This is a genomic window from Marinomonas sp. TW1, from assembly GCF_001625355.1.
Lineage (GTDB): Bacteria > Pseudomonadota > Gammaproteobacteria > Pseudomonadales > Marinomonadaceae > Marinomonas.
The window spans coordinates 97,879-109,537 of the sequence record NZ_JSEE01000003.1; the positions used below are offsets into that span (position 1 = coordinate 97,879).

The window sequence follows — 11,659 nt, forward strand, 5'->3', positions numbered from 1 at the left end:
ATCAGTTTAAAGGGAGTTCTATTTTTATGCCTAAACCGCCAATTGGAGAATGGTAGGCGTTAATTTTACCTTGGTGACCATTCACAATGTTGGTGCAAATGGCAAGACCTAAACCGCGTCCACCTGTGGCCCTGTTGCGTGAATTTTCAATGCGATAGAATTGCTCGAAGATCCGCTCTTTCTCTTCTTCGCTCACGCCTGGTGCACTGTCTTCAAATAGGATAACGGCTTTTTTGCTTTGTTTCGATAGGCTAACTTTCAGTTTTCCTGGGGCATTTGTGTATTTTAGTGAGTTATTGATTAAATTCGAGAAAAGTTGATGCAAACGATCAGCGTCCCCGGTCAATGTAATGGGTTTACTCTCTAAATCTTCAAACTCAATTTCCAGTCCGGCTTCATTGAACGGAAAGGTCATAGTTTGCACCGCTTGCTCAACGATGTCGTTTAGTTCTAGTTCTTCCATATCATAGTTCAAACTGCCCACATCATGCATAGACAGCTGATTTAGATCGTCAATCAAACGCGTGATGTGGATGGTTTCGTGTTGCAACGACGCCAAGCTTTCTGGAGTTACCTTGATGATGCCATCCTGCATGGCTTCAATTTCGCCACGTAAGATCGCGACTGGGGTTCTTAGTTCGTGAGCTGTATCGGCTACCCAGCGTTTGCGAGCTTCGCGGGTATTTTCTAAGGTGCAAGCTAGGTGATTAAAATCGTAGCTTAGGTCGGCTAATTCGTCCGTTCCTTTTACTTCAATACGAGTGTCGAAACGCCCAGCGGAAAGTTTCTTAGTGGCCATTCGCATAGAGCAAAGAGGGCGACTCAACCACTGTGCCAAAGGCCATGTCAGCAAGGCGGCAATGGCCAACATGAAGGCAGAGATTAATAAGAAGGCTTCGCCTTGTTGTTTAACAAAGCGCAGGGTTTGATCCTGAACTAGTTCACGTATGGACCTCAATCCCACATAACCAACCACTTCGTCATCGACTTTTACCGGATATGTCTCAGCGCTAGCAAAAGGTGTGGAGCCGATAATAGGACGTTCTTGTAGATCAAACAGTAAAAAGCGTTGGCGATAATATTGCGATGGATAAATAAGGTCCAAATTAGGTGTGCTTGGCGGTGGCACAAGATCACGTAGGTTTTCCAATTTGGCTTTATGCCACTCTCTTTCCATACGACTTTCTTGTACTAAGAAGTACCAGTCATCATAGTAGATGTATAGGTTGGCTGTGCGGTTGGCCATTTGCTCTAAGAAATCTCGGTCTCGTTCTGTTGCATAGGAAACAAAGCCTCGATCGAAACTCCACTGAAAGACTTGCCACATGGAAACAATCAATAAAATGTTACTAAGAACAAAAACGGCAAAGAGCTTGTGTCGAATCTTTAAGCCTTTTAATGCAGTCATGGTTGAGCTTGAATTCCTATTTATTATCCAGCAAAGCGTCGCAGGAAATGGGTGAAGGCGATATGAGAACGGGTCTTATACCAAGCTAATATTTGATAAATACGCTAATCGTATGTTTACTATACAGTTTCTTAGCAAAACTTGGCTACTTGTCAGACGTGTAAATAATGAGGATTTCCATTCTGCCACTAGCTTTAGTATTATGCGAAAAAATTATTCCGATAGAGTTACGATAATGCCCAAATTACCTGCTGTTCGAGCAGTCATTTCCCTTTCTTTGATCGTGTTAAATACCTTGTTTTGTTTCTTGCCTGTGATGTTTTTGGCAATCCTGAAGTGTCTTTTACCAATCGCGTCGATTCGAGCCCGTTTGAATTTATTATTGGATCACATTGCCACCTTCTGGATAGGGGTGAACAACTTAAACCAACGTTGTTTGGGGCGATCTCAAATTACCCTGTCAGGGCAACAAACTTTGCTCGAAAAAGATTGGTATATGTTGGTCGCTAACCATCAATCATGGGTGGATATATTGGTCTTACAGCGAATGTTCAATCGTCGTATTCCGTTTATTAAATTCTTTCTAAAGAAAGAGCTGATCTGGGTGCCTTTTATTGGTTTGGCATGGTGGGCATTGGAGTTTCCTTTCATGAAGCGCTATAGCCCAGCGTTGTTAAAGAAACGTCCTGAATTAAAAGGTAAAGACATCGAAGTGACCAAAAAAGCCTGTGAAAAATTCCAGCATTTTCCAGTGTCCATTATGAATTTTTTGGAAGGAACGCGTTTCACTGCCGAGAAGCATCAACAACAAAATAGTCCCTTTAAGCATTTATTGATGCCGAAAGCGGGCGGTTTGTCGTTTGCATTAAATGCAATGGACGGAAAATTGCATCAGTTAATTGATGTCACCATTGTCTACCCAAATGGCGCACCAAGCTTTTTTCAATATCTATCAGGTAAGGTTGAGGAGATTAGGGTGCACGTTCGCACTATGCCAATCGATTTGAATTTACTGGGTGACTATCAAAACGATGCAGACTATCGACACCATTTTCAACAATGGGTCAATGCGTTGTGGTTGCAGAAAGATAAGCAATTTGACGACTTGTTAATGTCTAATAAATCGTAAGTGATTCTGGCTCAACAACCGATTAACCTCTACAGAGTGCGTATTTTATCCCTCTATTGGAGTTCCTTCTTCTGGTGGTACGAGTTAGAATCTTTCTTTTAAATGGGTAATCAATAGGAATAAGTAATGGGCAGAGCCTTTCAGAATCGCAAAGAGTCCATGGCAAAAACTTCTGACCAAAAAGCCAAGGTTTACAGTAAATACGGCCGTGAAATTTATGTTTGTGCCAAGTCCGGTGGTATTGATCCAAATGGCAATCTTGCGCTGCGCTCATTGATTGATCGCGCGAAGAAAGATCAGGTGCCAACGCACGTTATCGATAAAGCAATTGATAAAGCCAAAGGTGGTGGCGGCGAAGATTTTGATACGGCGCGATATGAAGGTTTTGGCCCGGGTAACACCATGGTTATTGTGGACTGTCTTTCCGATAACCCAAACCGTACCTTCGGTGATGTGCGCACTTGCTTTAACAAGGTAAAGTGTAAAATTGGTGGTCAGGGCAGTGTGAGTCACATGTTTGACCACAGTGCGATCTTTGTCTTCAACGGTGATGATGAAGAAGCCGTGTTGGAAGCTTTGATGATGGCTGACGTGGATGTGACGGATATTGAGCTGGAAGACGGCAAAGTCACCGTATTTGCGCCACACACAGAATACGCTAAAGCAAAAACAGCCTTAACGGATGCCTTTGGCGAGATTGAATTTGATGTCGATGAAATTCAATTCGTGGCTCAGAATATGACTGAAATCTCAGGCGAAGAAGTTGAGCAATTCGATCGTTTCCTAGATTTGTTGAATGACTTAGATGATGTTCAGCGTGTCTATCATAACGCGGAATATTAAATGACTTGGCACCTTGTTCCGTTCAGCGGGTTAGGGTGCCAATTTCCCCTTGTATTGGTTGGAGACAGCAATGAATCATCATGAAAATAAGGTGCCGTCCCCATGCGTTAATGTCTGTTTTCTAAACGAAGACGATGTATGTGTTGGCTGTTATCGTACTGGTCATGAAATCAGTCAATGGGGACGAATGGATGTCGCGTCTCAGCAAGCGGTCATGGAAAAAGTGCGCGAGCGAGAAGCGGCCAGTCAGTTTGTTAGTCAATCCTAATCACACTTTCTTAGTGATTACTCCTGTTTGTTTTTCAGTTCAATCCATTGTGACATATATTGTGTACTTTTTAGGCTGTGATGCCTGAGCATTAGGCCTAAAAAATGCTGTTGGCGTAGAGGTGTCTTAAGCTGAATTTGTCGCGTCAATCGATTGATTAGTTTGCTTTCCCATTCGCTGGCTTGATAGCGAGCGTGTAAAATCTGCAAACCATTTTTCTGCATCAGTTGCCAGCTTTGTTGGTCTTCATAAAGAGATACGGCAGCATTCACAAACTCATCCATGTCGTCTGTAATAATGCCGTTCCATGGCCATTCACCATGCATGGATTCGGCGCCAATAGGAGTGGTAATACTGGGTGTTCCGACTTCCATCGCTTCGACTAATTTGCCTTTAATACCTGCGCCAAAACGCAATGGTGCTAAGCAAATTCGAGCGCTTGCCATAACCTGTTTGGCATCCTCTGCCCAGCCTTTAATGTGAAAGCCTTGTTTGGGGTTATGCAGTTGAGTGGCTTTAGGGGGCGGGTAAGCACCGTAAACATGCAGTTCGGCCTGTGGCAATCTTTGACGTATTTTGGGCCAAATTTCCGTTTTTAATTGCAGTACGGCATCCCAATTTGGTGCGTGGCGAAAGTTGCCTATGCTGATGAAGTGTTGGCGTTGCTCAAACGCAACGAGTTCTTCGGCTTCAGTGGGTGTGTTTAGCATAAACGGCAAATGCATCAGATGAGTCTCTGGCACATGAAACTCATCTTTTAGTAACTGAGTTTCAAACTCCGAAATCATCAGGGTTAAATCACAACGGTGTATGGCGGCGATTTCTCGGATGCCTTGTTCACTGTATAGATCCGTCAGTTGGAACTGGCGTTGCGCTTTCAGTGCGTTGTGTCTGGCTTGTCTGAGTGAATGTAGGTCTTCTGTATTTAATACGCGCAGTGACTCAGGGCTGAATTTTTCCACTCGCCAGCCAAACTGCTCTTCCATCATGAATCGATCGAAGATGACAATGTCTGGTTTTTTGTCGGCAATATAGTGGTCAAAGCTATCACTGTTGAGTTCGATTTGGTCTTGTTGGATGTTAAGTTGGCTGAGGTCAGCCATGTGATCACTGAGTTGCGCAGGACTGGCAAAGGTGATGTGCCACGCTTGATTATAAAAGCTTTGCAGTAATTGCATCATGCGACTGCCGGCGGCAGATGAGTTGGGTTCTGGCCAAACATAGCCAATTACTAATACTTGCACTTGAATCTCATCAATGTTTGCGGAGGAAGATTTTGATTCTGTATTTAAACGAGAATCAGGACATATTGTTTCGGCTATTGTATCATGGCGGTCACATTTGTGTTGCCTGTCTCATTTGAAGGGATTGTCAGGCAAGACGTAAGCAAAACATGATGTTGAGAAAATACTATGATCATTAAACCAAAAATTCGTGGATTTATTTGTACAACGACTCATCCAGTGGGCTGTGAGCAAAATGTAAGAGAGCAAATTGCGCTTACAAAGAAAAATGGTGCCATTGAAAATGGCCCTAAAAAAGTACTCGTGATTGGTTCTTCTAGTGGTTATGGTCTTTCTTCACGTATTGCCGCAGCGTTTGGATCAGGCGCCGCCACAATTGGTGTGTTCTTTGAAAAACCAGGAACAGAGAAAAAGCCAGGCACAGCGGGTTGGTACAATGCAGCGGCATTTGATAAAGCGGCGAAAGAAGAAGGTCTGTATGCGAAAAGCATCAATGGTGATGCATTCTCTAATGAAGCCCGAGATAAAGTGATTGAGTTGATCAAGGAAGACCTTGGTCAAATTGATATGGTGGTGTATTCATTGGCGTCGCCAGTACGTAAATTGCCTGAAACAGGTGAAGTGATTCGTTCTGTATTGAAACCAATTGGTCAGCCATACCGCTCTACAGCCATAGATACTAACAAAGATGTCATCATCGAAGCGGAAATTGAACCAGCTACGCAAGAAGAGATCGCCGCAACTACCACCGTAATGGGTGGGGAAGATTGGGAATTATGGATGTCTGCGCTACAGGAAGCAGGCGTCTTGGCTGAAGGTGTTCGCACTGTTGCTTACTCTTACATTGGTTCTGATATCACTTGGCCTATTTACTGGCACGGTGCTCTAGGGAAAGCGAAAGAAGATTTGGATCGTGCTTCTACCGCCATCAATACACAATTGTCTGCCTTGAAAGGTGGGGCAAATGTGGCAGTTCTTAAATCTGTGGTGACACAAGCGTCTTCCGCTATCCCTGTTATGCCACTGTACCTAGCGATGGTGTTTAAGGTGATGCGTGAAAAAGGTCTGCATGAAGGGTGTATGGATCAAATTTATCGCATGTTTGCGGAGCGTTTGTTTAATAATCATAACCCTGCAGAACTTGCTGATGAAGCGAATCGTCTGCGTTTGGATGATTGGGAATTACGTGATGATGTGCAGCAGGCGTGTCGTGATCTTTGGCCACAAGTGAATGATGAAAACTTGTTTGCGAAAACCGATTACCAACTTTACAAAGACGAATTCTTGAAGTTGTTCGGTTTTGGAATCGATGGTGTGGATTATGAAGCGGATGTGAATCCAGTGGCCGATTTTGAGGTGATTACCCTGTAATCGACTCAAGCTATTGAGATACATTCCGATAAAAGGAGTTCAGAGGTTATCTGAACTCCTTTTTTATTATGGGGATATCTCTTATAGTGTGTTTGTTGGATTTGCTTGGTAAGACTATGAAGCTTGTTTGTTATGTGTTGTGCGTCTTTTCTTCGGCTGTTTATGCGCAAACAGTTGAACGCCAGCCTGTGGAAATTATTTACGGCAATCAAGTGATTCGGGCGGAGCATCAAGTTGTTTTAAGTTCAAAAGATGAAGTGTCGATTATTCCGGTTGATAAGGCCTCTCAAGAGCGTAAGCCAAATGTGGTGGTGTCTTCTAATGCATCAGAAGCGTCCTACTTGGAAGAAAATGCCATTGCTCAGCGTGAGCAAGAAATCTACGACGAAGTTAATCAGCGAACCAAAGATGCGCCGTTTACGGTTTTGTTTACCGGAAATGTGCCAGACGAGATTGAAGAGAGAAGGTTGCGTATGATGCCTGAAATCGGTCTATTGAATGAGCGCGGTGATGCCGTATCGGCGCAAGATGTGAAACCTGAGGTGGGCGACTTTTCGCCAATTGGGCAGGGTGTGACACCGATTCCTTCTGGAAAAACAAGTGAATCATTACAATCCAAACAGAAAAAATTAGAGACTCTGATCGGTGGCTGAGGCTTCTTGCCAGATTGTTTGATCACCATTTAGCTCATCTGGAAAGGCCTTGTTGTGTACAATGATTCGAGTGGTCTGATTGGACTCAATTTTCTGTTTTACAAAATGTACAAAATCCTCTTTTTTAATCTGCTCTATGACATCAATCCATTCTTCTTTGGTTTTAAAGTTAGGTTCGGATTTGGCGATTTGAGGCCACTCTTTTAGGGCATTTTCACTCAGATTTTTGGCTTCTCGTATGACGTTTGTCAGCATGGCATTCTTTGCTGTTGTGAACGCTTCATCAGTTAAGTTTTTCAACTTGACTTCCTGTTCATCCAAAAAGCGCTCAATGGCTCTGATTATGGTTAGGTTATCTTTGTTAGGGGATTGCACCAGCAAGCCTAAAATAGGGGTATTGCGAATGCTTAAATTTTGCGTGCCGACAATGTAGCCCATTTGTTTTTCTGTTCTCAGTTCTTGGTAGAAAGCACTCTTTAATAACGTATTCAGTAAGGTGAAGTAGCATTTCTGAGCGATTGCGGTTGGGGATTCGTCTTGACCTTGATGGCTGGTGTCAATCAGGGTGTAAAGAATGACACTGTCATCGCTGCTGGATGTAAAGGGGGTATGCAGTGTTTGCTGTGGCAAAATAGTTTTGGTTTCTATTTTTACTGGTGCACGCTCAACAAGGCGGCCAATGAAGCGTTGGTATAAGGTTTCAGCAAGCTTTTTGGTGTTTGCTTTGGTGGTGTTGCCAGTACTGTAACCGACTATGTTGAAGCTCTCTCTAGCTTGTTTGGTGAAGCTTTCGTAATCGCGAAAGGATAAGGCCTGTAATGCTTGCTCTAGGGCGTCTGTGGTGTAGCTGTTTTTGGTGATGAGTGTATTGAAGGCTGTGTTCGCAATACGAAACGCTTGGCGATTTTGTTGGTTTTTAAAATCTTTTGCTAATTGCTGTTTGGCTTGTTCGAACCTTTCTCGGTTGGGGCGATAAAGAAATAACTGGTCGACCAACCAAGTTAAATATTCACCTTGCTTGTCAGAGTAGCCGTTAGTGCGCAGGGTGACGCCATTGACGTGTGGGTAAAAGCTGTAACCCAGGCCAGCAACATAGGGTGAGTAGGTGGCTTCACTGATGCTGGCATTGAACAGTCGTGTCCATAATCGATTGGCAAGCATGTGTTTGGCGGTATCGCCGGCATGATCAAAGCGGATTGCTAAAAAATTCATGGCGGTTGGTTTGTTAAAGCTCGGATCGGATTTATTCCAGAAGCGGAAGCCTTGCTCTTCAAATACCACCGTCGGTTTGTCGTCCACTTCCTCTATCAGTTCAAGGCTATTGGGAATGAAGAGGTTTTTTTGCGGAAGGCTAACGAAAGTGCTTTTTACCGCTAAGGTCATCATGTCCAAAAAAGCTTGGCTGAAATGATGGTTGCTATATTGGGTCTGGTACCAAGGCTCTTCTTGCCAATGAGAGGGTTTGGCAGCCCAGTCTTCTGGGAAGGGTTGTTTGCTGGCAATTTGTATTAGTAGGTTATTGGGCGTTAGTTGCTTTAAAAGTGCTTGAACGTCTTCTTTTGGGGCGGTTTTTTCAATTCTGTAGCTGCTAAGTAAGTCGGTCGGGCTGACGTTTAGCATGCGTGCTGAAAGTGAGCGGGCCAAACGGATAGGGGTAACATAGCTTTGGTTGTTAAACATCAAACGGCTGAGTTTTAGACCTTCATCCAAGTACATGGGGTTCACGGGGGAGGATTTAAGTAGACTGATGGTGGCGAAAAAGTGTTTCGCGACATCGTTTATGTGTTTCATGCCCTTATTGGTCAAGTTGATGTTGACGGTGAAAAAGGCGTTGTGACCGTAATCATTGCTCGTAGACGCTGAAATGCTGGTGATTAGGTTCTCTGACTTTAAGGTTGAGTAGAGAGACTGCTTGTTCTCGTTTCCCAAAATGTAGGACAGATAGCGTGTGGGCTGGGTTTTGTAATTCTGTCCTTGCGCTGGGATTTGGTAGTGAAAGCGAATGCTGTTGCGATCAGATAATGAGCGTACAAACTGAAGTCTTGGTGACGCTAAATCGTTTTTGATTAAGTCTGGGTAAATCTGATCCTGGCTGGGCTGTCTGGCGTGTTGTGGAATGTCAGAAAAATAGCGTTTTGCAAGGCTGGCCAATTGCTCATGGCCAAGATCGGCGACCAAAACCAAGGCCATGTTTTCGGCGTAATAATGCTGTTGGTATAGGCTCAGTATTTGTTCTCTCAGTGGTTGGTTGGGTCTGTCTTTGAGTGTTTTTAAGTTTCCCACTGTAAAGCGGCTGTAGGGATGCTCTGGGTTGATGAGTGTTTTGAGGGCTTGGTTATTACGACGGCTGTCTGTTTTGATTTTGGCTTTGTATTCTGCATCAACGGCATTTTTTTCCCTTTGAGTTAGGGATTCGCTAAACAAAGGGGCTGTAAAAAACTGTGAAAACCTATCGAGAGCGCCTTCATAGGCAGACGGTTTAACGTCAAAAAAGTAGTTGGTGTTGTCTGTGCTGGTATAGGCATTGTGTGTCCCCGCGTGGTCATGTATGAAATATTGATAGTCGCCAGATTCTGGGTACTTTTCGGTGCCAAGAAACAGCATGTGTTCCAATAAATGAGCAAGTCCGAGCTGTTGGTTTGGGTCTTGGAAGCTGCCAACCTTGACGGAAAGTGAGGCGGCAAACTTTTCGGCTTGCGGGTCACTAACTAAGGTGACTTTGAGTCCATTGGGTAGGGTGATGAAGTGGTATTGGCTTTGATCGGTGCGACTTTTATGTGGCATCTCTTCAATTTTACCAATTAAGTCATGATTGGTGGTCAGATTTGTCGCTTGGTTTGCAGTAGGTGTGTCTATCTCGGTTGAGGCGGCTTCTTGTCTTTGTGTGTTGCTTTGCGGTGTGTCTGTATTGGTGTGCGAAGGCGGCTTGAGGTGTGACGGCGAAGTGTTGTCCTCGGCAGAGATAGGCTTCGCGGCTTGTGCGTCATCAACTTGTCTTTCAGACGGATTGGTCTCTTGTGCTGAAACTAGAGCACAACTAAAGGTAAGGCTAAACAGGTAGAAAAGGATGGTTACGGCTTTAATCATGAGTTCAGATTAACTGATGCCGCTGAATGGATGCAATGGGGGAGTGTGCCCCCATTGCTGAAATTACGAATTATTTATTGTGCATTGATGGATTGGCCGTTGATTGTCAGGCTGTCTTTACCCATTAGATACAGGTAAAGCGGCATGATGTCGTCGGCTGTCGCGAGGGTTTGAGGGTCTTCATCTGGATAAGCAGCTGCACGCATGGCCGTTCTAGTGGCGCCAGGGTTAATGGTGTTGGCACGGATGTTAGGGTTGCTGTCGCTCAGTTCACTGGCAAACAGTCCCATCATGGCTTCAGTGGCAAATTTAGAGACAGCATAAGCGCCCCATTTGGCTTTTACTGTGCGACCTACTCCAGAAGACGTAAAGATAATGGAAGCCGCAGGTGATTGTTCTAGTAGCGGAAAAAGAGCTTGTGTCAGCATGAGTTGGCTCATGACGTTGACACGCATGACTTGTTCAAACAGGGTTGGGTCGTAGTGTTTAAGGGCGACTCTGTCTCCCAGTAAGCTGGCGTTGTGTAAAATGCCATCAAGCTGGCCGAACTCACTTTTTAAGGTGTTGGCCAGTTCTAAATATTCATGCTCGGAAGCGCCGTCTAGATTGAGCGGTACGATGGCGGCTTGAGGGTAGCCATTGCGCTCAATTTCGTCATAAACCGCTTCTAGTTTCTTGGTTGTGCGGCCTAATAGAATAACCGTAGCGCCATGTTTGGCGTAAGCGAGGGAGGCGGCTTTACCTATGCCGTCTCCTGCGCCTGTGACTAAAATAATTTTGCCTGATAGTAGTTGGCTTGGGGCTTGATAATCGAACATATCTCCTCCTTATGCCTTGTGTTAGGCGGTGGGTTTCTGGGTGTGCATTAAGTAGTTAACGGACACGTCTTTATCAGTGAGCTTGTAGACTTTAGTTAGTGGGTTGTAAGTCATGCCTGTCATGTGCTGAACGTCTAATCCGGCCTCGCGCGCATAGCTGTTTAATTCGGCTGGCTGAATGAATTTGGCGTAGTCATGTGTCCCTTTGGGTAGCATGTTGAGAATGTATTCAGCGCCAATGATGGCAAACAGATAAGCTTTCGGGTTGCGGTTGATGGTCGAGAAGAATACGTGACCACCTGGCTTGACCAGTTTCATGCAGGCGCGAATGACCGATGCTGGGTCTGGAACGTGTTCAAGCATTTCTAAACAAGTCACTACGTCGTATTGTTCGGCTTCGCGTTCGGCGATTTCCTCGGCAGTGATGCGCTCGTAATCAATCGCTAAGTTAGATTCTTCGCGATGAAGTTTGGCCACTGCAAGCGGTGCTTCGCCCATGTCGATGCCCTTCACTTGAGCGCCATGCTGGGCCATGGCTTCAGACAGAATGCCGCCACCGCAGCCAATGTCGATGACTTTTTTGCCTTCTAGCCCCGCGCGCTCATTAATGTAGTTGGTGCGCAGTGGGTTGATATCGTGTAATGGTTTGAATTCATTTTCGGTGTCCCACCAACGGCTGGCCAGGGCTTCAAATTTGGCAACTTCATCAAGATCGACGTTGGTTTGTTGAGTATTCGTTGTCATGGATATGCCTTATGTACATTGGATGAGTGATGCGTCCGGTGAGTTGGACTCAGGTTGTTATGGCGGTCAAAGGTGCGAAAGAAAGGCCGCCAGT

At 44.8% G+C, this 11,659-nt stretch carries 10 protein-coding genes; 5 read left to right on the plus strand and 5 right to left on the minus strand.

Features of this window, described 5'->3' with window-relative positions; all coding sequences use genetic code 11:
• Position 1 precedes the first annotated feature (1 nt).
• Positions 2 to 1,408 carry an ATP-binding protein gene (locus OA79_RS03595; RefSeq protein WP_063331851.1) on the minus strand — a complete coding sequence of 469 codons (1,407 nt, stop codon included), beginning with the start codon at positions 1,406 to 1,408 and terminating at the stop codon, positions 2 to 4.
• A gap of 235 nt (positions 1,409 to 1,643) precedes the next feature.
• On the opposite strand from OA79_RS03595, the gene OA79_RS03600 reads away from it, so the two are divergent.
• The 3 genes from OA79_RS03600 to OA79_RS03610 all read left to right on the plus strand — a co-directional run bounded on the left by OA79_RS03600 (position 1,644) and on the right by OA79_RS03610 (position 3,648).
• Positions 1,644 to 2,537, plus strand: coding sequence for an acyltransferase (locus OA79_RS03600; RefSeq protein ID WP_063331852.1), 894 nt, complete (start codon positions 1,644 to 1,646; stop codon positions 2,535 to 2,537).
• A gap of 126 nt (positions 2,538 to 2,663) precedes the next feature.
• Positions 2,664 to 3,380: a YebC/PmpR family DNA-binding transcriptional regulator gene (locus OA79_RS03605; protein ID WP_063331853.1), complete on the plus strand. Its 717-nt coding sequence runs from the start codon at positions 2,664 to 2,666 to the stop codon at positions 3,378 to 3,380.
• 70 nt (positions 3,381 to 3,450) lie between these two features.
• A complete protein-coding gene (locus OA79_RS03610; RefSeq protein ID WP_063331854.1) occupies positions 3,451 to 3,648 on the plus strand; it encodes a DUF1289 domain-containing protein in 198 nt (65 codons plus the stop codon).
• A gap of 17 nt (positions 3,649 to 3,665) precedes the next feature.
• On the opposite strand, the gene OA79_RS03615 is transcribed toward OA79_RS03610, so the two are convergent.
• The gene (locus tag OA79_RS03615; protein WP_063331855.1) at positions 3,666 to 4,892 is read right to left on the minus strand and encodes a glycosyltransferase; all 1,227 of its coding nucleotides are present in this window, start codon (positions 4,890 to 4,892) and stop codon (positions 3,666 to 3,668) included.
• A gap of 168 nt (positions 4,893 to 5,060) precedes the next feature.
• Between OA79_RS03615 and fabV the strand changes: the two genes are divergently transcribed.
• Entirely contained in the window at positions 5,061 to 6,263 is a 1,203-nt protein-coding gene (gene fabV, locus OA79_RS03620; RefSeq protein ID WP_063331856.1) for an enoyl-ACP reductase FabV, read from the plus strand.
• Positions 6,264 to 6,379: 116 nt separating this feature from the next.
• The gene (locus OA79_RS03625) at positions 6,380 to 6,916 is read left to right on the plus strand and encodes a hypothetical protein (protein WP_063331980.1); all 537 of its coding nucleotides are present in this window, start codon (positions 6,380 to 6,382) and stop codon (positions 6,914 to 6,916) included.
• On the opposite strand, the gene OA79_RS03630 is transcribed toward OA79_RS03625, so the two are convergent.
• The 3 genes from OA79_RS03630 to ubiG all read right to left on the minus strand — a co-directional run bounded on the left by OA79_RS03630 (position 6,893) and on the right by ubiG (position 11,565).
• On the minus strand, positions 6,893 to 10,003 hold the full coding sequence (locus OA79_RS03630; RefSeq protein WP_063331857.1) for an insulinase family protein: 3,111 nt from the start codon (positions 10,001 to 10,003) through the stop codon (positions 6,893 to 6,895). The two genes, OA79_RS03625 and OA79_RS03630, sit on opposite strands and share 24 nt — an antisense overlap.
• Positions 10,004 to 10,077: 74 nt before the next feature.
• Positions 10,078 to 10,821 (minus strand): YciK family oxidoreductase, encoded by a 744-nt coding sequence (locus OA79_RS03635; protein WP_063331858.1) that lies wholly within the window; start codon positions 10,819 to 10,821, stop codon positions 10,078 to 10,080.
• A gap of 21 nt (positions 10,822 to 10,842) precedes the next feature.
• A complete protein-coding gene (gene ubiG, locus OA79_RS03640; protein ID WP_063331859.1) occupies positions 10,843 to 11,565 on the minus strand; it encodes a bifunctional 2-polyprenyl-6-hydroxyphenol methylase/3-demethylubiquinol 3-O-methyltransferase UbiG in 723 nt (240 codons plus the stop codon).
• Positions 11,566 to 11,659 lie beyond the last annotated feature (94 nt).